General features: G+C 63.3%; 20 protein-coding genes and 1 pseudogene. 2 read left to right on the top strand and 19 right to left on the bottom strand.

Translation table 11 applies throughout. The features are described from left to right. Position 1 precedes the first annotated feature (1 nt). From ACKFR8_RS01670 to rho, 19 genes are all read right to left on the bottom strand, one after another. The gene (locus ACKFR8_RS01670; RefSeq protein ID WP_296134115.1) at positions 2-928 is read right to left on the bottom strand and encodes a tetratricopeptide repeat protein; all 927 of its coding nucleotides are present in this window, start codon (positions 926-928) and stop codon (positions 2-4) included. Further along, positions 925-1,233, bottom strand: a complete 309-nt coding sequence (locus tag ACKFR8_RS01665; RefSeq protein ID WP_296134116.1) for a thiamine-binding protein — start codon at positions 1,231-1,233, stop codon at positions 925-927. The genes ACKFR8_RS01670 and ACKFR8_RS01665 overlap by 4 nt, the downstream gene beginning before the upstream one ends. 10 nt (positions 1,234-1,243) lie before the next feature. Further along, the gene (locus ACKFR8_RS01660; RefSeq protein WP_296134118.1) at positions 1,244-1,528 is read right to left on the bottom strand and encodes a hypothetical protein; all 285 of its coding nucleotides are present in this window, start codon (positions 1,526-1,528) and stop codon (positions 1,244-1,246) included. Further along, positions 1,528-2,220, bottom strand: coding sequence for an endonuclease NucS (nucS, locus tag ACKFR8_RS01655; protein ID WP_296134120.1), 693 nt, complete (start codon positions 2,218-2,220; stop codon positions 1,528-1,530). Before nucS ends, ACKFR8_RS01660 begins: the two co-directional genes overlap by 1 nt. A gap of 24 nt (positions 2,221-2,244) precedes the next feature. Next, the gene (locus ACKFR8_RS01650) at positions 2,245-2,721 is read right to left on the bottom strand and encodes a DUF2550 domain-containing protein (protein WP_408930424.1); all 477 of its coding nucleotides are present in this window, start codon (positions 2,719-2,721) and stop codon (positions 2,245-2,247) included. Positions 2,722-2,929: 208 nt separating this feature from the next. Continuing rightward, positions 2,930-3,298, bottom strand: a complete 369-nt coding sequence (locus tag ACKFR8_RS01645; RefSeq protein ID WP_408930423.1) for a F0F1 ATP synthase subunit epsilon — start codon at positions 3,296-3,298, stop codon at positions 2,930-2,932. Positions 3,299-3,308: 10 nt separating this feature from the next. Beyond that, on the bottom strand, positions 3,309-4,757 hold the full coding sequence (atpD, locus tag ACKFR8_RS01640) for a F0F1 ATP synthase subunit beta (protein ID WP_408930422.1): 1,449 nt from the start codon (positions 4,755-4,757) through the stop codon (positions 3,309-3,311). 3 nt (positions 4,758-4,760) lie between these two features. After that, entirely contained in the window at positions 4,761-5,744 is a 984-nt protein-coding gene (locus ACKFR8_RS01635) for a F0F1 ATP synthase subunit gamma (protein ID WP_408930421.1), read from the bottom strand. A 54-nt stretch (positions 5,745-5,798) separates the two neighbouring features. Next, positions 5,799-7,439 carry a F0F1 ATP synthase subunit alpha gene (gene atpA, locus ACKFR8_RS01630; protein WP_408930962.1) on the bottom strand — a complete coding sequence of 547 codons (1,641 nt, stop codon included), beginning with the start codon at positions 7,437-7,439 and terminating at the stop codon, positions 5,799-5,801. A 60-nt stretch (positions 7,440-7,499) separates the two neighbouring features. Continuing rightward, positions 7,500-8,315 carry a F0F1 ATP synthase subunit delta gene (locus tag ACKFR8_RS01625; protein ID WP_408930420.1) on the bottom strand — a complete coding sequence of 272 codons (816 nt, stop codon included), beginning with the start codon at positions 8,313-8,315 and terminating at the stop codon, positions 7,500-7,502. A gap of 6 nt (positions 8,316-8,321) precedes the next feature. Further along, complete coding sequence (locus ACKFR8_RS01620) at positions 8,322-8,891, bottom strand: F0F1 ATP synthase subunit B (RefSeq protein WP_408930419.1); 570 nt, start codon at positions 8,889-8,891, stop codon at positions 8,322-8,324. A gap of 44 nt (positions 8,892-8,935) precedes the next feature. Continuing rightward, complete coding sequence (locus tag ACKFR8_RS01615) at positions 8,936-9,175, bottom strand: ATP synthase F0 subunit C (RefSeq protein ID WP_408930418.1); 240 nt, start codon at positions 9,173-9,175, stop codon at positions 8,936-8,938. 101 nt (positions 9,176-9,276) lie between these two features. Further along, entirely contained in the window at positions 9,277-10,077 is an 801-nt protein-coding gene (atpB, locus tag ACKFR8_RS01610) for a F0F1 ATP synthase subunit A (protein WP_408930417.1), read from the bottom strand. Positions 10,078-10,642: 565 nt separating this feature from the next. After that, positions 10,643-11,095, bottom strand: a complete 453-nt coding sequence (locus ACKFR8_RS01605; protein WP_408930416.1) for a hypothetical protein — start codon at positions 11,093-11,095, stop codon at positions 10,643-10,645. A gap of 16 nt (positions 11,096-11,111) precedes the next feature. Then, entirely contained in the window at positions 11,112-12,287 is a 1,176-nt protein-coding gene (locus ACKFR8_RS01600) for an MraY family glycosyltransferase (protein WP_408930415.1), read from the bottom strand. Positions 12,288-12,300: 13 nt separating this feature from the next. Continuing rightward, complete coding sequence (locus tag ACKFR8_RS01595) at positions 12,301-12,975, bottom strand: L-threonylcarbamoyladenylate synthase (protein ID WP_408930414.1); 675 nt, start codon at positions 12,973-12,975, stop codon at positions 12,301-12,303. Positions 12,976-13,071: 96 nt separating this feature from the next. Then, complete coding sequence (prmC, locus tag ACKFR8_RS01590) at positions 13,072-13,965, bottom strand: peptide chain release factor N(5)-glutamine methyltransferase (protein WP_408930413.1); 894 nt, start codon at positions 13,963-13,965, stop codon at positions 13,072-13,074. 9 nt (positions 13,966-13,974) lie between these two features. Then, on the bottom strand, positions 13,975-15,051 hold the full coding sequence (gene prfA, locus ACKFR8_RS01585) for a peptide chain release factor 1 (RefSeq protein ID WP_296133101.1): 1,077 nt from the start codon (positions 15,049-15,051) through the stop codon (positions 13,975-13,977). Further along, the gene (gene rho / locus ACKFR8_RS01580) at positions 15,051-16,967 is read right to left on the bottom strand and encodes a transcription termination factor Rho (protein ID WP_408930412.1); all 1,917 of its coding nucleotides are present in this window, start codon (positions 16,965-16,967) and stop codon (positions 15,051-15,053) included. Before rho ends, prfA begins: the two co-directional genes overlap by 1 nt. Positions 16,968-17,340: 373 nt before the next feature. Between rho and ACKFR8_RS01575 the strand changes: the two genes are divergently transcribed. Continuing rightward, complete coding sequence (locus ACKFR8_RS01575) at positions 17,341-19,080, top strand: long-chain fatty-acid--CoA ligase (RefSeq protein WP_408930411.1); 1,740 nt, start codon at positions 17,341-17,343, stop codon at positions 19,078-19,080. 61 nt (positions 19,081-19,141) lie between these two features. Beyond that, positions 19,142-20,249 (top strand): annotated as a pseudogene (gene moaA / locus ACKFR8_RS01570) (GTP 3',8-cyclase MoaA). Positions 20,250-20,259: the final 10 nt, after the last annotated feature.

Below are 20,259 nucleotides of genomic sequence, written 5' to 3'. Positions count from 1 at the left end.
GCTAATACAGGGCGCTGGCCAGCTGCGTGCGCGCGGCAAGCACGCGGGGGTCGCCGGCCTCGAAGAGAGCGAAGAGCTCGAGCAGGCGGTCCTTGAGGCGGGCCTTGTCCTCGCCGGCGGTGCGTTTCATAGCGTCGATAAGCAAGGCAAAGGAGCGTTCCGGCACGCCGGCGACGACGAAGGCATCCGCGGCCGCCAGCTGCTTGTCCACGTCCTCCGGGTGCGCCTCCGCCTCCGCAATCGGGTCACCCTCACCGGAGGTGGACTTCAGGCGCTTGAGCACAACGGTGGTGGCGCGGGCCTGCTTGATCTCCGCGTTGTCGGGCTCGGCAGCGAGCACCTCATCATAGGCGGCAATCGCGGCGTCGAAGTCACCGGCGTTGAGCGCATCCTCCGCCACATGCAGGCGCGGATCTGGCTCGTCCTCCTGCTGCTCCGGAGCCGCGCCGGCGCCCTGCAGGCCGCGCAGCTGCGGGCCGAGCTTGTCGACGATCGCCGCCACCCACTGCTCCAGGTTCTCCCGCGGCTGACCACCCTCAAAGTTGGTAACCGGCTGACCCGCGGCAATCGCCACAGTGGTTGGCAGATTCTGCACGCCGAAGACCTGCGCCACCTGCGGCACGGCGTCGGCGTCAATGTAGCCCACGATGAACTTCAGGCCACCCCCGGCCGCCATCTCCTCAAAGTCCTTCTTGAGCTGCTCTGAGGCGGGCGAGCGCGGCGAACCGATCAGGGCGATGACCGGAACCTCCGCTGAGCGGCGCACCAGGTCATTCTCAAAGTTCTCCGCGGTGACCTCGAAGAAGGGCTGTACCCCTGCCGGCGCGGCGGCCCCGGAACTCCCCTGCTCCTGTGCGGCGGCCTTGGCCTCTGCCTGCTGCTTGATGGCGCCCAAGTCAAGGGCGCCGCCTACGTATGGTCCGGTCACTTGTTCTCCTCCAGGTAACGGTTGACGGATTCTACTTTCTGCGTGATCTGGCCCGTCACGCCCTCCCGAATATCGGCCTTAATCACCAGGCTGGTGCGCGGCGAGACGGCCCGGACGGCGTCGGTGGCCTCCTTGATGACGGCGAAGACCTCGTCCCACTTCCCCTCAAGGAGGGTAAACATGGCATTCGTTTCATTGGGCAAACCCGAAGCCCGCACCACACGCACGGCCTCCGCCACGGCATCAGACATCTCGGCACTGTCATCGCCCACCACACTGGGGGCTACGGAAAAGGCAACAATCATACCCGCCAGTCTACCGTCGCTCCCAACAATGGCGGTGCCAGTGACGGCGGTCGTCGCCCCGGCCCCCGGTGTCCCGCGGCCAGGCCACAATGTGGGCCACCCCGGGAGGGATATTTTGATTGCATCCGGGGCACACGTAAAATTTCTTGGCAGCCGAACTTCCAATGTGCCGCATGATAAAGGGTTCCCCATTGGTCCAGCTCGGGCCGGGCACGGTCTGCGGGCCCAACAGCGCGCCGCCGTGGCTGGGAAGGTAGCGCTGCTCCGGGCGGATGCGGCGATTGCGGCGTGGCATCAGAACAGCCGCAGCTCGTTCGACTCAATGCCGCGCAGCTCCTGGTAGTCCAGCACCACACAGCGAATGCCGCGGTCTTCGGCCAAAGTCCGAGCCTGCGGTTTGATTTCCTGGGCGGCGAACACCCCGTGGACAGGCGCGAGTAGATCGTCGCGGTTAAGCAGGTCCAGGTAGCGGGTGAGCTGCTCGACGCCATCAATCCCGCCCCTACGCTTGACCTCCACGGCCACGAACTCGTTTTTCGCATTCTTCGCCATGATGTCCACGGGCCCAATCGCAGTGGGGTACTCGCGGCGCACCAGCGAGTACTTCTCCCCCAACGTTTCGATGTGTTCCGCCAGCAGCTCCTGTAAGTGAGCCTCCACACCGTCCTTCACTAGGCCGGGGTCCTCCCCTAGGTCCATTGCGATGTCCTGGTAGACCTCCGCCACGGTGATCCGCAGCTGCTCGCCCTTCGGGTTTTCCACCAGCCACAACTTCTCACCGGTGTCCTCGCCATCCAGATCCGTGATGTCGGATTCCTCCAGCGTGCACGGCGGCGTCATCCAGTTCAACGGCTTGTACGCCCGGTCATCCGCGTGCACGGACACGGAGCCGTCCGCCTTAATCAGGATGAGGCGGTCCGCCATGGGAAGGTGGGCGTCGAGGCGGCCGACGTAATCTACAGAGCAACGGGCGATGACAACACGCATGCCCTCTACCCTATCGGGTGCGCCTTATTTCTTGGAATAGCGGGTAGCACGCTTCTGAAGCTGCCGGTAATCCAGCTTTTCCTTCCGCTTGGAGGGCGCGGCCTCCACCCAGGCGCCCAGCGCCATGATGCCGTGCGAATCCGCGGCGAACTCATAGTCAACGCCGTGCGCGGAGAACTCCATCACCTGCTCCCCTTCGGGCATAAAAGAAGCCTCGTCACCGTCCAGCGGGCGGGTGCCGTTCAGGTCGATGTCGAGGCGGTTGATGCGCAGGTTAGCGCGCGGAAGCACGGAGCGCAGTTTGAAGAACTCCATATACTCGCCGTTATAGCGCACCAGCCCGTGGCGCCAGGTATGGGAATCCTTCGCGGGAAGACGCCGCAGCAGCACGGAGGTGCCGCGGGATCGCAGCGTAAAAAAGCGCACCGCCGCCAAGAGCACCACGCCCACCACAATCAGGACGAGGACGAAAAGCAGTCCCTGGAGCACCTGAGAATTCATGGTTGACTGTTCCTTTACGGCAGTGCGAAAGTGTTTCGTAGATTGTAGCGCTTTGCCAGGCTCAGGCGCTAGTCCCAGCAGCGCCACAGGTTACTCTACGAGCATGCAATAAACCCCGCCTCCCTGGTAATCCAGGGACGCGGGGTTCATCACTGTGAGTGGGAAGGGCGGTCATTGCTGCCCGTATATTCCCCTCTCCGCTGCGACGCTAGCTGTTCAAGCGGCGGACGGCGCGCAGGGCGGCGTCACCGCGAGACTTCGTCAGCTCACGCTCGGACTGGGCGTCCTCCTGAGCCTGTGCCTCATCGACCTCGCTGGCCCACACGGCCCAGTCTGCGAGGACGGTGATCTCGTTCTCAGTTACGGAGAGGAAGCCACCCTGGACGGCGGCGACGCGACGCTCGCCATCGACCGGGTGGATGGTCACAACGCCGTTGTCGATCAGCTGACCGACCAAAGGCTCATGCCCAGGAAGCACGCCGATCTCACCCTCGGTGGTCTCAGCCGTCACCATGGTGGCCTTGCCGGTCCACAGCAGGCGCTCGACGGAAACCAATACGGCGGTGATGTCAGCCATGTGCCTCTCCCTACTTCTTCTCGTTCAGCTTCTTGTACGCAGCCTCGACGTCGTCCAAGCCACCCAGGCCGTTGAAGGCCTGCTCCGGGTAGTGGTCGAATTCGCCGTTGCAGATGCGCTCGAAAGCATCAATGGTGTCAGCCAGCGGCACGTAGGAGCCCGGCAGGCCGGTGAACTTCTCTGCGACGAAGAAGTTCTGGCCCAGGAAGCGCTCAATACGACGTGCGCGCTGAACAGTAACCTTGTCCTCCTCAGACAGCTCGTCCATACCGAGGATGGCGATGATGTCCTGGAGCTCCTTGTTCTTCTGCAGGATACCGATGACACGCTGTGCCACCTCGTAGTGGCGCTCGCCCACAACGGACGGCTCCAGAATACGGGAGGTGGAGGTCAGCGGGTTCACTGCCGGGTAGATACCCTTCGACGCAATCGCGCGGTCCAGCTCGGTGGTGGCATCGAGGTGGGCGAAGGTGGTCGCCGGAGCCGGGTCCGTGTAGTCATCGGCCGGCACGTAGACGGCCTGCAGGGAGGTAATGGACTTACCCTTGGTGGAGGTAATACGCTCCTGCAGCACACCCATCTCATCAGCCAGGGTCGGCTGGTAGCCCACGGCGGACGGCATACGGCCGAGCAGCGTGGAGACCTCAGAACCTGCCTGGGTGAAACGGAAGATGTTGTCGATGAACAGCAGCACGTCCTGGTTCTGCACATCGCGGAAGTACTCCGCCATGGTCAGGCCGGACAGAGCCACGCGCATACGGACTCCCGGCGGCTCATCCATCTGGCCGAACACAAGGGCCGTGTCCTGAAGAACGCCCATCTCTTCCATCTCGAGGAAGAGGTCGGTGCCCTCACGGGTGCGCTCGCCGACTCCGGCGAAGACGGAGGTACCGGAGAACTCGCGTGCGATACGAGTAATCATCTCCTGGATGAGCACGGTCTTGCCCACACCTGCGCCGCCGAAGAGGCCAATCTTGCCGCCCTTGACGTACGGGGTAAGCAGGTCGATGACCTTAATACCGGTCTCGAGGATCTCGGTCTTACCCTCCAGCTGGTCGAATGCCGGCGGCTCGCGGTGGATACCCCACTGTTCGCCATCGCGGCCGAGACCCGGCTGGTCCAGGCAGTCACCGAGAGCGTTGAAGACGTGGCCCTTGACCACATCGCCCACAGGGACGGAAATCGGCTTGCCGGTATCGGTCACGGCGGCGCCACGGACGAGGCCGTCGGTCGGAGCCATGGACACGGCACGGACGAGGTTGTCACCGAGGTGCTGAGCGACCTCAAGGGTGACGGTCTTTGCAACAGCCTCGAGGGAGACCTCGACGGTCAGTGCGTTGTACAGTGCCGGCAGCCCGCCACGCGGAAACTCCACGTCGACGACCGGACCGATGACACGCACCACACGGCCGGCGGTAGCCGACGACTGTGTGTTCTGCTCTTGCAGAGCTGTAGTCATAATCTAGTCACTTTCTGCGCTTTCGGCGAGCGCCCCAGCGCCACCGACGATCTCTGTGATTTCTTGGGTAATCTGCGCCTGACGGGCCTGGTTGGCCACGCGGGAGAGGTCCTTGACCAGCTCCGTTGCGTTGTCGGTTGCAGACTTCATTGCGGTACGGCGTGCGGCGGACTCAGAAGCCGAAGCCTCCAAGAACATCGCAAACAGGATACGGGAGACGTACTGCGGAAGCAGCGCGTCCATGAGGGTATCCGCGTCCGGCTCGAACTCGAAATCAGGGGTGACCTGATCCTCGGGCTCGGCGTCGGACAGCGCGGACTCTCCCATGTGGTAGTCCTCCTCCTCAATCACCGGTACCACCGGCAGCAGCTGCTGCGCACGCGCGGTCTGGGTCAGCATGGATTCAAACTCGGTGTACACAACGTGCACCTGGTCGAAACCGCGAACGGTCTCGCCCTCGAGGTGAATGCCCTCGCGAGTCTTGGCCTGGCCCTGGGAGCCGGCGATGAAGCCGTCAATCATGTGACGACGCACATCGTGGGTGGCCTCCCAGGACGGATCCTGCGAGAAGCCAGTCCAGCTGCCTGCGACCTCGGACTCACGGAACTTGTAGAAGCCGACGCCCTTGTTACCCGTGACGTAGCGAACCGTCTCGTAGCCCTCCTGCTTGAGCAGGGCCTCGAGCTCGGCTGCCTTCTTGAAGATGTTGTTGTTGTAGCCACCGCACATGCCTCGGTCCGAAGAGACCACGAGAATAGCGGCGACCTTGCCATCTTCACGCTCACGGAACATAGGGTGATTAAGGGTCGCGTGCGCGGCGAGCTTTTTCATCACGTTGGACAGCTCGTGCGCGTAAGGCTGCGACGCCTCAACCCTGGCCTGTGCCTTGGTAATGCGCGAGGTAGCAATGAGCTCCTGTGCCTTGGTGATCTTCTTGGTGGAATTGACAGACCGGATGCGGTCGCGCAGTTCACGAAGATTAGCCATGGTGTTCGCTCCTCCCTTCTTTTTCTAGACGGTATTCGTAGAGTGTGCGGGACTCTATTTGACCGCGTTGCGGGAGACGTTGAGCTCGGTCTTCTTCACCTCGTCCGCATTCAGCGGATCGACCGGCGCCTCAGAACCCAGGTTGTGGCCCTCGGAGGTACGGAAGGACGGGGTGAAGTCCTTCGCAGCCTTGACGAGCGCGTCCTTGGACTCATCGGTCAGCGGGGTGCCGCCAGCGATCTGCTCAAACACCTGCGGGGTCGCAGAGTTGAGGTGATCGTGCAGCTCCGCCTCGAAGCGGCGAACGTCTTCGACGGGAACGACGTCGAAGATGCCCTGGTCGGCGAGGAAGATGGAGACCATCTGGTACTCAACCGGCTGCGGGGAGGACTCGGACTGCTTGAGCAGCTCGACCAGACGCTCGCCACGCTCCAGCTGAGCCTTGGACGCTGAGTCCAGGTCAGAGGCGAAGGCGGCGAAGGCCTGCAGGTCGCGGTAGGCAGCCAGCTCCAGACGGAGGTTACCGGCCACCTTCTTCATGCCCTTGGTCTGTGCAGCGCCACCGACACGGGAGACGGACACACCGACGTTAATTGCCGGACGGACGCCCTGGTTGAACAGGTCGGACTCCAGGAAGACCTGGCCGTCGGTAATGGAAATAACGTTGGTCGGGATGAAGGCGGAGACGTCGTTCGCCTTGGTCTCGATGATCGGCAGTGCGGTCATGGAGCCTGCACCCATGTCGTCGGAAAGCTTTGCAGCACGCTCCAACAGACGGGAGTGGAGGTAGAAGACGTCGCCCGGGTATGCCTCGCGGCCCGGCGGACGGCGCAGCAGCAGGGAAATCGCGCGGTAGGCCTCAGCCTGCTTGGTCAGATCATCGTAAATGATCAGGACGTGGTTGCCCTGGTACATCCAGTGCTGACCCAGCGCGGCACCGGAGAACGGTGCCAGCCACTTGAAGCCCGCGGCGTCGGACGCCGGAGCGGCCACGATGGTGGTGTAGTCCAGCGCGCCGTGCTGCTCCAGGGTGTGGCGCACACCAGCAATGGTGGAGCCCTTCTGGCCAATGGCGACGTAGATGCAGCGAACCTGCTTGTTCTTGTCGCCGGACTCCCAGTTAGCCTTCTGGTTCAGGATGGTGTCGATGCAGACTGCGGTCTTACCGGTCTTGCGGTCACCAATGATCAGCTGACGCTGACCGCGACCAATCGGGGTCATTGCGTCAATTGCCTTGATGCCGGTCTGCATCGGCTCTTCCACCGGCTGGCGCTGCAGCACGGACGGTGCCTGCAGCTCGAGGACGCGGTCCTCTTCAGCGGTGATCGGGCCCAGGCCGTCAATCGGCTGGCCCAAGGGGTTGATAACGCGGCCGAGGAATTCCTCGCCCACAGGGATGGAGAGGACCTCACCAGTCCTCTTGACCTCGTCGCCTTCCTTAAGGGACTCGAAGTTGCCCAAGACCACGACACCGATGGAGTTGGTGTCAAGGTTCTGTGCGACGCCAATCACGCCGCCGGGGAACTCGAGCAGCTCATTCGCCATGACGGACGGCAGGCCCGAAACCTGCGCAATACCGTCAGCTGCCGAAATGACCACGCCGACCTCCTCACGGGAGGCCTCCGCGGAGTAGCTCGAGGTGTAGTTCGCAATCGCGCTACGGATCTCATCGGAGGAGATCGTCAGCTCCGCCATGTTCTTCCTGCTCTCGGTAGTATCTTCCAGCAATTACTTAATCGTTTCTGTCGTTTCGGCTTATGCCATCTGGGCGCGCAGGCGGGCAATCTTGCCTGCCGTCGAGCCATCAATGACTTCGTCGCCGACGCGGATGGTCATACCACCGAGGAGGCTGGTGTCAACCTCAGAGTGGATGGACATCGCACGACCATAAATTTTGCCCAGCTTTTCAGCGAGTGCTGCGCGCTGGCTATCGTTCAGCTCACCCGCAGTGGTCACGCGCGCAATGGAACGGCCCTGCAGCTGTGCCGCAGTGTCCGCCAAACCGGCGATATCATCAATCGGGTTCTGCTCCGGGCGGCCAATGGCCTGCAGCGCGAGCGCCTCAGTAACCATGGTGACCTTCCCGTAGAGCACGCTTGCCAGCAACCCAACCTTGCGGTCGGTGGTCGCAGTACGGTCTGAAAGCAGCTGGGTCAGTTCGCCTTCGCGGTCAAGCACGCGGGACAAGGAGAAGAGCTCGTCTTCCACCTGGCCCAGCTTGCCCTCGGATTCCGCTCCGCGCAGCAGTGCGCGGCGGCCGATCTTCACGAGGCCACGGGCGATATCACGCGGGGTGGACCACTGAGCGGCGGCGGCTTCCTCGAGCACCTGCTGTGCTACTGGGGAAACCTTGCCGGCGAAGAGGGTCCGCGCCAGGGACTTGCGCTCCTCGGCGGAAGCAGCGTCATCGGTCAACGCGACGCGCAGTTCGCGGTCGCTATCGAGGACGCTGACCACCTCGAAGAGGTCCTGCCCTGCCTGTGTAGCAGTCGCCACCGAGTTGTCGCCGGACAGGATTCCATCCAGCGTGGACTCGACGGTGGCGAGTGCTTCGCGGCTAGCTGCCTTCATCGTTGCCTACTTTCCGGCCGGTGCCACAGAGTCGAGCTCGGACAGGAAGCCATCAATGGTGGAGGACTGCTTGGTGGCGCTCGAAAGCTCGCCGCCGAGCAGCTTCTCTGCCAGGGTGATGGAGTTCTGTCCAATTTCGGAACGCAGCTCAGACACGACCTGTGCGCGGGAAGCTTCCAGCTGCTTCTCGCCGGAGGCGACGATGCGGCGGGACTCTTCCTCGGCAGCTGCCTTAGCTTCAGCCTCGATCAGCTTGCCGCGCTCACGCGCCTGCTCACGGATCTCAGCAGCCTCTGCTCGAGCGTCAGCTAGCTGAGCGTTGTACTTTTCCAAAGCGGCCTTTGCTTCGGCCTGCTGGGCCTCCGCACGCTTAAGGCCACCTTCGATCCGGTCCTCGCGCTCACTAAGCATCTTGTTGTACAGCGGAAATACGTACTTCCAGAAGAGCAAGAAGATGACAATGAAGCAAATCAGGGACCAGAAAATGTCATAGTTCTTGGGAAGGAGCACAGAGAACTGGCCGTCACCCGGCAAGGTCTCTTGGCCCTCCGCCAGGAGGTAAAAGACGTTGTTCATGGGTCTCCGTTCTTAAAAGTGTGGGTTTGGTGAAACGCGCGCTTTTAGAACAGGAAGCCAGCAACAAGGCCGATGAGGGCCAGGGCCTCGGTGAAGGCGATACCAAGGAACATGGTGGTACGCAGCTGGCCCGCCATCTCAGGCTGGCGTGCCATAGCCTCAACGGTCTTGCCGGCAACGATGCCGATACCGATGCCCGGGCCAATAGCGGCCAAGCCGTAGCCAACAGCCTTCAGGCTGTCAAGGTTGGACGCAGCATCCTGAGCCAGAATGATTTCGTTCATGGTGAAAGTCGTTCCCTTTCTTGTTTCCCACGCCCCACTGCGGGGCTCGGGGTGTGTTCTGATTAAGTGGAGATTTTCTCGGTCGCTTCCGCAACCTCGTCCTAGTGCGAATCCGCGTGGAGGGACAGTTCGATGTACACCGCCGACAGAAGAGCGAAAATGTACGCCTGCAGGAAGATGACCAAGATCTCGAACAAGCTAAAAGCAAAGCCAAGGATGATGGTCAGACCAGACAGCGCGGTCCAGCCATTTAGCTGCCAGAAGAAGAAGTTCGAGGCAGCGAAAAGGAGAACCAGAATGATGTGTCCAGCGAGGAAGTTCGCCATGAGACGAATGGCAAGGGTGACCGGACGCAGTATGAAGGTAGAGAAGAACTCAATCGGCACGACGAGCAGATGCAAGACCGGTGGCAGGTTAGGAATAACCACCGACGACTTCACGAACTTGCCAAAACCGTAGCGCTTAGCGCCAGCGTAAATCATGGCGATGTACGCCACGGCTGCCAGCACGATAGGCATACCGATACGACCGTTCGGGGACACGTTAAGCCCTGGGATGATGGTCGATACGTTCATAAAGAGGACTGCGAAGAAGATAGTTGCGATTACCGGGAGGAATCGCTTTCCTTCCTTCTTACCCAAAATGTCCTCGGCGATGTAGACGCGGACGAAGTCGACCGCATGTTCGCCGACATTCTGAAGGCCCTTCGGAACCAACTTGGGGCTACGGAAGGCCGCCCAGAATAGGATCACCAAGATCAGCGTCATGAGGATGCGGATCAGCATTAGGCGATCAAGAGCGAACCACCCACCGGCAATGTCACCGAAAAACAGGTGGCCAGGCTCTGTTTGCCCCGGGAAGAATTCTTCACCTAGATCGGGCGAGTGAAAATGCCCTTTCATGGCCAATGTTGTAACGCTCAGCGTTCTCTCCCGTGTTTGGGCCGCCGTAACTGGGTTGTTACGGGCGGTGCGATGGACGTCTCAAGCTCTCTGCCACAGCTCCGGACTCCGTCGCACATCTTCGAAGCCATGGCAGGGATTGACCGCGCATAGAAAAAGCTTGAATAGTCGCAGGTAGCGAGCACGTAGCTTCAACTCCGCGGTAACCCGGAGGATATAATATCAGGTGGGAGGCGGTCTCATGGAGGGTGGGGTGGCCCCAACATGCGCGTCGAATTCCTTGATCACGGCTTTTTTGCTTTTAGTACCCCTGACTAGGCAAAAGGTTCGTTATGACCTTTGTCACGTCCACTTTAAGGCCCATTACGTCGGGGGTAACTAACCCCCAGAATATAGGGGGTTAGCTCCGAAAACACCACCCACATACACCCATGTGCGGAACCCCCGAAGCCAGAAAACCCGGAGGAGTTCAGCGTCTCCCCGCTCTGAGTTACTCCTGTTACTTGGGCCGGTGCCTGGCACCCCCACCCGTGCTCCAAGTAAACTGCGCGAATCCAATCTGCGCCTAGCCGATATAAGACACCCGCGCTGTAATCACGCCCCAGACTTCGGTGCCGAGCGTGGCGATAAGCGCAAAAACTACCGTAAGGAATAGGGCTAGGCGATCGTAAAATTCGAGGTCCCGGATAAGGGCCAAGACAATAATGAGAACCAGAATCTTCAGGAGCCATCCACCGAATACCACCATCAGGGTGGTCGTGGGGTTGGAATTCGAGGTAAGCAGCACCGATAGTGCCGTAATGAGGACGAATCCACCGCCCAGCGCCGCTCCGATGAGGACGCCCCAGATACCCGGAAGGCCCTTCGCACCACCCCACATGGCAAGCGAGAGGAATGTGATGGCAACCAGGGCCCAACCGCCATATTTGACGGCACGTTCAAGCGGACGGCGTGGGTTATCAAAGTCAGAGACGTCGTTGATAAGCGCATCCTGGTTCTCGGCAGGGGTCTCAGTCATACTGTGACAGCCTACCTCAGGAGGGATCCGATTCGAACACCACGCTGGTCGGACGAGACTTGCGCCCAATCCTGCCCTGGCGCAGCGGAATGAGGGTCACGACGAAGGCACCAACAAGGGCAAGCACGGCTAGTGCCGCCGCCACGGGCGCGGGAACGATGGAAAAAGACACCGCGCCGAACGCCACCGCTGAGACCCACAAGTAGAGCACCAGCACCGTACGGCGGTGCGTATGCCCCAATGACAGCAAGCGGTGATGGATATGCGCTTTGTCTGCTGCGAAGGGCGAGCGCCCCTGAGAGACGCGGCGAATAACCGCCCAGACAAGGTCCAGGACTGGAATAAAAACCGCCGCGATAACCACAATCACCGGTGACATGAGTGCCACCATGTCCACCGTTCCATACAGCGACATGTTGATTTTGCCCGAAGCCGAGGTAGATGCAGCCGCCAGCAGCAAGCCAATGAGCATCGCGCCACTATCCCCCATAAAGATGCGCGAAGGCTCGAAGTTATGCGGCAAGAAGCCCGCGCACATTCCCACGAGCCCCGCCGCGATGATGGCTGGCGGGTAAGCCGAAACTGCGCCGCCTTGGTCGTGCAACACCGTCAGCGAGAACAGCAGAATCGCACCGCCGGCAATCATGCCCAGGCCCGCGGCCAAACCGTCTAGGCCGTCAACGAAGTTGATGGCATTGATGAGCAGCACCGTAAAGAACGTAGTCAAGAGTGTTCCCTGGACCTGATCCAGGATGACCGTCGTTCCATCCCCGAAGGGGAGAAACAGCAGCGTCCACGTCAGGCCCAAGCCGCTCATGATCGCCGCGGCGACGAGCTGGCCAATGAGCTTGACCAGAGCGCTGAGCTCCACCAGGTCATCCACCACGCCGACGATCACGATGGCGCCGGCCGACCACAGCACCGCGTTCATCTCCGGGGTGACAGGCATGAAGCCGCGAGTCAAGGCTGGAAGCTGGCCTGCCAGGAATACCGCGGCGGCAAAGCCGGTAAACATGGCCACGCCACCGAGCTGCGGAGTGGGCTGCGAGTGACTATCGCGCAGACGAATCTCCGCCACCTGTCCGGTGCGCACGAGGAAGGTACGCACCAGCCCAGTGGTGAGGTACGTGAATGCCGCGGCGACAAAGATCACCAAGGCTAGCTCACGCAGCGGCACTCCGGTTCCACCCACGATTGTCGCTCCTTTAGGAGGTCGCGCCCGGTCGCGTGCGCAGGGATGCCGCAGTCACGCCGATGGCCTCGCCGATCTGCTCCGCGGTCAAAGCACCCTCGCGCAGCAGGTACGGGTGCGGGCCGGACAGGTCAATGATGGTGGACGGCTTGCCAATCTTGGCCTCTCCCCCGTCCAGGTACACCGTCACGGCCTTGCCCAACTGCTGCTTGGCCGCGATGGCCGTCGTCGGCGGCTGGTGGCCAGAGATGTTGGCGGAGGATACGGCCATCGGGCCGACCTCACGTAGCAGCTCGATAGCGATGGGGTGCATCGGCATCCGCAGCATCACGGTGCCGCGGGTATCCCCCAGGTTCCACGGCAGGGAGGGCGCCTGCGGGACCACGATGGATAGCCCGCCCGGCCAGAAGGCCTCGATGAGAGTCCTCGCGGTATCGTCCAACGTGGCCACGAGGCCCTTGACCGTATCCCAAGAACCGACGAGCACCGGCACCGGCATGTCCGGCCCGCGGTGCTTGGTGGCCAAAAGGCTAGCCACGGCGTCGTTGTCGAAGGCATCGCAGCCTAGCCCGTAGAGCGTATCGGTAGGCATGACCACCAGGCGCCCGGACTTGGCGGCCTTGGCAGCCAGCGCCATGCCTTCCTCGCGTTCGGTGGCATCCGCGCAGTTATAAATTTGTCCCTGCATAGGTCTCTCCTTTTATTACTGTCACGTCGGCGCCAGAATCACCCGGCCGCGTGGCGTCCTCCGCTAAGGAGGGTTGTCGGCCAATCTTTGACCAATTTACTGTACTCCGCGCCGCGCCGTCACAAACCGGGCGGTCCCCGTGAGATCTTGCAACGGCGCAACCTCCTCGAATCCGCCGTGCTCCATCAGCGCGCGCTGGACGGCGTCGGAGGTCGCGTCGTCGTGTTCGATGCCGACTCGTCCGCCCGGGCGCAGCAGCCGGGCGATGGTGGGAATCATGGCGTTGATGGTCACCATGCCGTCCGGACCGCCGAAGACGGCCTCGTGTGGATCGTGGTACACCTCCGGCTCGAGGTCCGGTGTCTCCGGGACATAGGGCGGGTTGCTCAGCACTAGGTCCACGGTCCCGTCCAGGTCTGCCAGGGTGCCGGGGTGGGTAACGTCGCGCTGGACGACGTCTACCTGACCCCCGCCCTGTGCCGCACATCGCTGCGCGTTGCGGCTGAGGTAGCCCAGGGCGGCGTCGGAAAGCTCCACGGCCCACACCTGCGCCTGCGGCACGTAGTGCGCGACGTAGAGCGCCAAGGCCCCGGAGCCGGCGCACAGGTCCACCACCCGGAAGTCGTGGCGGCCCGTCGTCGATTCTTCAGCGTAAGAATTCTGCAGTAGCCTCACGCCCCAGTCGGCGAGAACTTCCGTTTCTGGGCGCGGGATGAACACGCCGGGGCCAACCTCGAGCTCGAGCGGGCCAAACCACGCCACCCCCAGGATGTGCTGAAGTGGCTCGCGGGCTTCGCGGCGCGTAACCAGCGCCCCGAAAGCCACGTCGAAGCCGGGCATCGGCTCCTGGTGAAGTGGGATGTCCATGTGCCCGGTGTGGATAAGGTGCGCGGCGAGGAGGCGCGCGTCCCACTCCGGGGACGGCACGCCAGCAGCGCGAAGGCGCTCCGCGGCATCGCGAAGCGCCTCCTGATAGGTGCGAAAAGTCACCGTATAGCCTTAGCCTTCAGCCTCGAGGCGCTCTGCGCGCTCCTGGGCCTGCAGGGCGTCGATAAGATCCTGCATGTCCCCGTTGAGCACCGAGTCCAGGTTGTTGGCCTTGTAGCCGATGCGGTGGTCGGTGATGCGGTTCTCCGGCCAGTTGTAGGTGCGGATGCGCTCGGAGCGGTCCATGGTGCGCACCTGGGAGGCGCGCTGCTCGCCGGCTTCGGCCTCGCGGGCCTCGCGCTCCATCTGATCCAGGCGGGCCTGCAGCACCTGCAGAGCACGGGCCTTGTTCTGGATCTGGGAGCGCTCCTTCTGACACGTCACCACCAGGCCCGTGGGCAGGTGGGTGATGCGCACGGCGGAGTCGGTGGTGTTCACGCCCTGGCCGCCCTTACCGGAGGAACGGTAAACGTCCACGCGGATGTCCTTGTCATCGATGTTGACCGCTTCCACCTCTTCCGGCTCCGGGTACACCAGCACGCCGGCGGCAGAGGTCTGGATGCGGCCCTGGGATTCGGTGACCGGCACGCGCTGCACGCGATGCACGCCGCCCTCGAACTTGAACACGCTCCATGCACCATCGCGGGACGGAGTCTTGGACTTGAAGGAGATGGACATGTCCTTCACGCCGCCGAGGTCAGACTCGTTGAGGCCCAGGACCTCCCACTGGAAGCCGGCCTTGTCGGCGAAACGCTCGTACATGCGGGCCAAGTCACCGGCAAAGAGAGCAGCCTCTTCGCCGCCGGCACCGGCCTTGATCTCCATGATGATGTCCTCGGAGTCCTGCTCGTCGCGCGGGGCGAGCAGGTCAGCCAGCTTTTCCTCCAGCTGCACCACGAGCGGCTCGAGGCGGTCTACCTCAGGCTGGAACTCGTGATCCTCGTAGGCCATCTCCTTGGCATCGGCCAAGTCTTGGCGGGCCTGGACCAGCTCGTCGTTAACGGCGACAATCGGGCGCAGCTCCGCGTAGCGCTTGGACAGCTTGCGGAACTGGGACTGATCCCCGGCTACTTCCGGGTCAGCCATCTGCATCTCGATGCCCTGGTACTCGGAGACGATGTCATCAACAAGGGAAACCTGATTCGACATTACTTGTAGTCCTCCTCGTCCCTATCTGCTGCCATGGGCGCGGACGATGCCACCTGCATGAGGAACTCGCCGTTGGAGCGGGTCTTCTTGAGCTGCTTGATGAGCAGGTCGATGGCCGCGAAGGAATCCAGGCCGGAGAGGATGCGGCGCAGCTTGGTCATGATGCGTGCTTCCTCCGGGACCAACAGGAGCTCGTCCTTGCGGGTGCCGGACGGGTTGACGTCGACGGCCGGGAAGATGCGGCGCTCAGAGATGGCGCGGTCCAGCTTGAGCTCGGCGTTGCCGGTGCCCTTGAACTCCTCGAAGATGACGGTGTCACCGGTAGAGCCGGTCTCCACCATCGCCGTGGCGATAATCGTCAGGGAACCGCCGTTCTCGATGTTGCGGGCAGCGCCCAGGAAGCGCTTCGGCGGGTACAGGGCGTTGGAGTCCACACCACCGGAGAGGATACGGCCCGAAGCCGGGGAGGAGTTGTTGTACGCACGGCCCAGGCGGGTGATGGAGTCCAGCAGCACCACGACATCCTTGCCCTGCTCCACCAGGCGCTTGGCGCGCTCAATGGCGAGCTCCGCCACGGAGGTGTGCTCTGACGGCGGGCGGTCGAAGGTAGAGGCAATGACCTCGCCCTTGACGCTGCGCTGCATGTCAGTGACCTCCTCGGGGCGCTCGTCCACGAGGACGACCATGAGGTAGCACTCCGGGTTGTTGGCAGCAATCGCGTTGGCAATGTTCTGCAGAATCGTCGTCTTACCGGCCTTCGGCGGGGACACGATGAGCGCGCGCTGGCCCTTACCAATCGGCATGATGAGGTCGATGACGCGGGTGGTGAGGATCTTCGGATCCGTCTCTAGGCGCAGGCGCTGGTTCGGGTACAGCGGGGTGAGCTTGGAGAAGTCCGGGCGCTCCTTCGCGGTTGCCGGCTCCAGGCCGTTGACCGTGTCCACCTGCACCAGCTGGTTGTACTTGCGGCGGTTGCGGCCGTTGCCGTGGGTGTGGGTGGGGCCGGAAACCTTGACCTGACCGGTCACGGCGTCGCCGGAGCGCAGGCCCAAGCGGCGCACGAGGTTGTTGTTGACAAAGACGTCGGAGCTTGCCGCGCGGTAGCCGGTGGTGCGCAGGAAGGCCACGTTGTTGTCTACGACCTCCAGGATGCCGCCGACTGCCTGCACCTCATCGCCTTCGCGGATCTGCAGGTCGTTACCGCCGTTGCCGCCGCCATCGCGGTCACGGCCGCGGCGATTGCGACGATTCCGGCGGTTGCGGCGTCCGCCGCCGCCATTGTTGTCATCGTCGTGGCGGTTGTTGTTGTCACGGCGGTTGTTGCCGCCGTTGTTGCTGCCGTTGCCACCGTTGTTCTGGCGGTGGTTGTCGTCCTGCTTCTGCTGGCCGTTGTTGCCGCCATTATTGTTGCCGTTGCCACCGTCCTGGTGGTTGCCGGACTGGTCCTGGCCGCCGTTGTTCTGGGCCTTAGCCTCCTCGCGGGCCTCGCGCTCCTGGCGGCGGGCGCGGTTGCGGCGGGCGCGGCGGGCCTGCGAGCGCGACTCGTAGCGCTGCTCGTCTTTGCCGTTGCCACCGCCGTTGTTATCGCGGTTGCCGCCCTTGTCCTGTGCGGACTGGCCGGCGTCAGACTGGGCGCCCTGCTCCGGCTGGGCATTGACCTTTTCCGGGGCCTTTTCTGAGGCCTTTCCCGCACCCTTGTCGGCCTTTTCAGCCTTTACCGGCTGGTCCGCCTTCTCCGCCTTCGCGGTGGCAGCCTTGGCCTTGGCCGGCACCTGGCCGGTGGTCAGGGCGGTGATGAGATCCCCCTTGCGCAGTCCGGAGACGCCGCGGAGTCCGCGCTCCGCGGCAAGCTTGCGCAGTTCCGGCAGCTTCAGGGATGCGAGATCCTGTGCTGCGGTCTTGTCCGTATCGCTCACGGATATCCTTTCGTCGCTTGACCAACCTGTGCCGCATCCGCGCCGCACTCCCGCGGGGCGCCCAGCATCAGCGTTGGAAGCCAGTGTGTAATTGAGATGGTCCGCCGCCACTAGCGAAGGATCGCACCGGCGATCCCTGTGGGCGGTGGTTGTATATGACTCTCCCCTGTCAGCCCCACGGCACAAGCCTCGTACGAGCCATGAAAGGAGGGCCGGTTTCGGGAGAAAGTATAAGAAGACGACTGCGAGCGAATCGATTCCTGCTCGGAATATGTGGAGCTCGGAATGTGCGGGGAGCATCTCCCCGCCAGTCGCGAACAACTATACCGCATCCTTATATCGCACTCACACTGACACGGCTAAAGTGGGGCGCATGCTCTCCACAATGCAGGATATCCCGCTCTCCCTCACCCGCATCCTGGACTACGGGTCCTCGGTCCACGGCCAGACCAAGGTCGTGACGTGGCACAGCGCGCGTGATGGCGCCGAGCGCGAGGAGACGAACTTTTCCACCATCAGCGCCCGTGCCGCGGCCTTCGCCCACGCCCTGCACGACACTCTCGGCGTGACCGGGGACGAGCGCGTGGGCACCTTCATGTGGAACTGCGCCGAGCACCTCGAGGTACTCTTCGGCACCGCCTGCAAGGGCGCGGTCTTTACCCCGCTCAACAAGCAGCTGATGAATGACCAGATCCGGCACATCATCAACCATGCAGAGATTCAGGTCATCGTCGCGGATCCCCGCCTCGCGGAGCAGCTTTCCAAGGTTCTTGCCGGCGCCGACTCGGTGCGGGCGGTGGTCTTCACGGGCGCTACTAAGCCGCCCGTGCTCATGCCCCGCGGCGTGGAGGTGTACAGCTACGAGGAGCTGCTGGATGGGCGCTCCACCGTCTACGAGTGGCCCACCTTGGATGAGCGCACGGCCGCGGCGCTGTGCTACTCCACGGGCACGACCGGCGCGCCGAAGGGCGTGCTCTATTCGCACCGCGCGCTGTACTTGGAGGGCATGCAGCTGCGCTCCTCCGACTCGCTGTGTGTGACCCACGGCGAGACCTTTCTGTGCTGCATCCCCATCTATCACGTGCTGAGCTGGGGTGTTCCCTTCGCCGCCTGGATGACGGGCGCCCCGCTGGTGCTTCCCGACGCCGACGTCTCCCCCGCCACCCTGGCCAAAGTCATCGCCGATACCTCCCCGCGCGTGGCCCACGGAGTGCCCACCATCTGGATTCAGCTCTTCGTGCACTACCTCAAGCACCCGCCGGAGCGCATGACGCTCACCGAGATCTTCGCCGGCGGCTCGCCCGTCCCGCCCCAGCTCATCAAGATGTGGGAAGAGCGCTACGGCGTCGACGTAGTCCACGTCTGGGGCATGGCGGAAACCACCACGGTCGGCACGGTAGCCCGCCCGCCCTCAGGTGCCTCCGGCGAGGCCCGCTGGACCTACCGCGTCTCCCAGGGCCGCTTCCCTGCCTCCCTGCAATATCGCGTGGTCAATGACGGTCACGTGGTCAACACCACCGACCGCAACGCGGGCGAGATCCAGGTCCGCGGCAACCTGGTGACCGGCTCCTACTATCACTCACCGACCTCCGAGGACGGGGGCGCGGCCCACGAATTCCGCGGCAAGGACGTCGAGGATGCCGAGTCCAAGTTCACCGCCGATGGGTGGCTGCGCACCGGCGACGTCGGCTTTGTCAACGAAGAGGGCTTCCTCACCGTGGAGGACCGCGCGCGCGACGTCATCCGCTCCGGCGGCGAGTGGATCTACTCAGTACAGCTGGAAAACCTCATCATGGCCAACGAGGACGTGCTCGAATGCGCGGTGATCGGCTACCCCGATAAGCAGTGGGTGGAGCGCCCCTTGGCGGTCACCGTGCTGGCGGCGGGCATTAGCCCCACCATCGACACCGCGGAGCGCCTGCGCGACGGCATGCGTTCCGAGCTGCCGTCGTGGATGCTCCCGGAGTACTGGACCTTCGTCAAGAGCATCGACAAGACCTCCGTGGGCAAGTTCGACAAGAAGGACCTGCGCTCCCACCTGGCCGAAGGCGAGTACAACATCATCCGCCTCAAGGGCCCGGGTGAGTCACAGCGCCTCGACTCCGACGACTAGCAGCCTCTGTCCACAACCCCCACCTATTAATTCGGCTTTCTTCGGGATAAAATAGCGGGCAATGCCCGATTCCATCCCTCTGCCCCTGCCCCGCGTCCCCGGCGCGCCCAGCCTGCCCGCCGACCTCCCGGCGCCCACCGCCTCCGGCCAGCGCGCCCTGCTGGACCGCTACGGCCGCCAGGCGCGGGATTCTGCGCGTATCCCTGACTGACCGCTGCAACCTGCGCTGCACCTACTGCATGCCGGCAGAGGGCCTGGAATGGATGCCCACGGAGCAGACGCTGAGCGACGAAGAAACGGTGCGCCTCATCCGCCTCGGCGTGGAGAAGCTGGGCATCCGCCAGGTCCGCTTTACCGGCGGCGAGCCCCTCCTGCGCAGGTCTCTGGAGGACATCATTGCGGAAACTACCCGCCTGCGCACCGATGAGGGCCAGGCCCCCTCTACTGCACTAACCACGAATGGCCTGGGTCTGGACAAGCGCCTCGACGGGCTTGTCGCCGCCGGGCTGGATCGCGTCAACATCTCCTTAGACACGCTCGATCCGCAGCTCTATGCGCGCCTGACGCGGCGTGACCGCCTAGCAGACGTCCTCGTCTCCATCGACGCCGCACTGGCCGCCGGGCTTAGCCCGCTCAAGATCAACGCAGTCATCATGCCGGGCGTCAACGAGTCCGCCATCCTGCCCCTGGCACGCTATTGCCTACAGCGCGGCGCGCAGCTGCGCTTTATCGAGCAGATGCCGCTGGGACCGAAGGAGAAATGGGACCGCTCCAAGATGGTGACCGCTGACGACATTTTGGCGCGCTTGGGCGAGGAATTCGTGCTGCGCCCGGCCCGCCAGCCGCGCGGTTCCGCGCCGGCCGCCCTGTGGGAGGCTTCCTCCCGCGATGGTTCGCTCCCCGCGGGGCGGATCGGCGTCATCGCCTCTGTCACCCGGCCGTTCTGCGGGAACTGCGACCGCACGCGGCTGACCACGGACGGCACGGTGCGCAACTGCCTGTTTGGCAACTCGGAGACGTCCCTGCGTGACCTCCTGCGCGCCGGGGCCACCGATGAGGAGCTAGCCGCAGCCTGGGCGGGCGAAATGTGGGCCAAACTACCTGGCCACGGTGTCAACGATGAGGGCTTCCTGCAGCCGGATCGCCCGATGTCCGCCATTGGCGGCTAGATTGGGAGCA

This window comes from Corynebacterium axilliensis, assembly GCF_046097495.1.
In the GTDB taxonomy this organism is placed as follows: domain Bacteria; phylum Actinomycetota; class Actinomycetes; order Mycobacteriales; family Mycobacteriaceae; genus Corynebacterium.
The sequence above is the reverse complement of the archived record's forward strand: the minus strand, read 5'-3'. Positions and strand labels throughout refer to the sequence as shown.

What these genes read in the sequence shown, in the direction of transcription:
- nucS (WP_296134120.1), bottom strand. Translation starts at nt 2,220, where the DNA reads ATGCGTGTTGTCATCGCCCGTTGCTCTGTAGATTACGTCGGCCGCCTC.
- atpA (WP_408930962.1), bottom strand. Translation starts at nt 7,439, where the DNA reads ATGGCGGAGCTGACGATCTCCTCCGATGAGATCCGTAGCGCGATTGCG.
- prfA (WP_296133101.1), bottom strand. Translation starts at nt 15,051, where the DNA reads ATGTCGAATCAGGTTTCCCTTGTTGATGACATCGTCTCCGAGTACCAG.
- ACKFR8_RS01620 (WP_408930419.1), bottom strand. Translation starts at nt 8,891, where the DNA reads ATGAACAACGTCTTTTACCTCCTGGCGGAGGGCCAAGAGACCTTGCCG.
- atpD (WP_408930422.1), bottom strand. Translation starts at nt 4,757, where the DNA reads ATGACTACAGCTCTGCAAGAGCAGAACACACAGTCGTCGGCTACCGCC.
- ACKFR8_RS01645 (WP_408930423.1), bottom strand. Translation starts at nt 3,298, where the DNA reads ATGGCTGACATCACCGCCGTATTGGTTTCCGTCGAGCGCCTGCTGTGG.
- ACKFR8_RS01635 (WP_408930421.1), bottom strand. Translation starts at nt 5,744, where the DNA reads ATGGCTAATCTTCGTGAACTGCGCGACCGCATCCGGTCTGTCAATTCC.
- atpB (WP_408930417.1), bottom strand. Translation starts at nt 10,077, where the DNA reads ATGAAAGGGCATTTTCACTCGCCCGATCTAGGTGAAGAATTCTTCCCG.
- ACKFR8_RS01660 (WP_296134118.1), bottom strand. Translation starts at nt 1,528, where the DNA reads ATGCCACGCCGCAATCGCCGCATCCGCCCGGAGCAGCGCTACCTTCCC.
- ACKFR8_RS01615 (WP_408930418.1), bottom strand. Translation starts at nt 9,175, where the DNA reads ATGAACGAAATCATTCTGGCTCAGGATGCTGCGTCCAACCTTGACAGC.
- ACKFR8_RS01595 (WP_408930414.1), bottom strand. Translation starts at nt 12,975, where the DNA reads ATGCAGGGACAAATTTATAACTGCGCGGATGCCACCGAACGCGAGGAA.
- ACKFR8_RS01575 (WP_408930411.1), top strand. Translation starts at nt 17,341, where the DNA reads ATGCTCTCCACAATGCAGGATATCCCGCTCTCCCTCACCCGCATCCTG.
- ACKFR8_RS01625 (WP_408930420.1), bottom strand. Translation starts at nt 8,315, where the DNA reads ATGAAGGCAGCTAGCCGCGAAGCACTCGCCACCGTCGAGTCCACGCTG.
- ACKFR8_RS01605 (WP_408930416.1), bottom strand. Translation starts at nt 11,095, where the DNA reads ATGACTGAGACCCCTGCCGAGAACCAGGATGCGCTTATCAACGACGTC.
- ACKFR8_RS01650 (WP_408930424.1), bottom strand. Translation starts at nt 2,721, where the DNA reads ATGAATTCTCAGGTGCTCCAGGGACTGCTTTTCGTCCTCGTCCTGATT.
- ACKFR8_RS01665 (WP_296134116.1), bottom strand. Translation starts at nt 1,233, where the DNA reads ATGATTGTTGCCTTTTCCGTAGCCCCCAGTGTGGTGGGCGATGACAGT.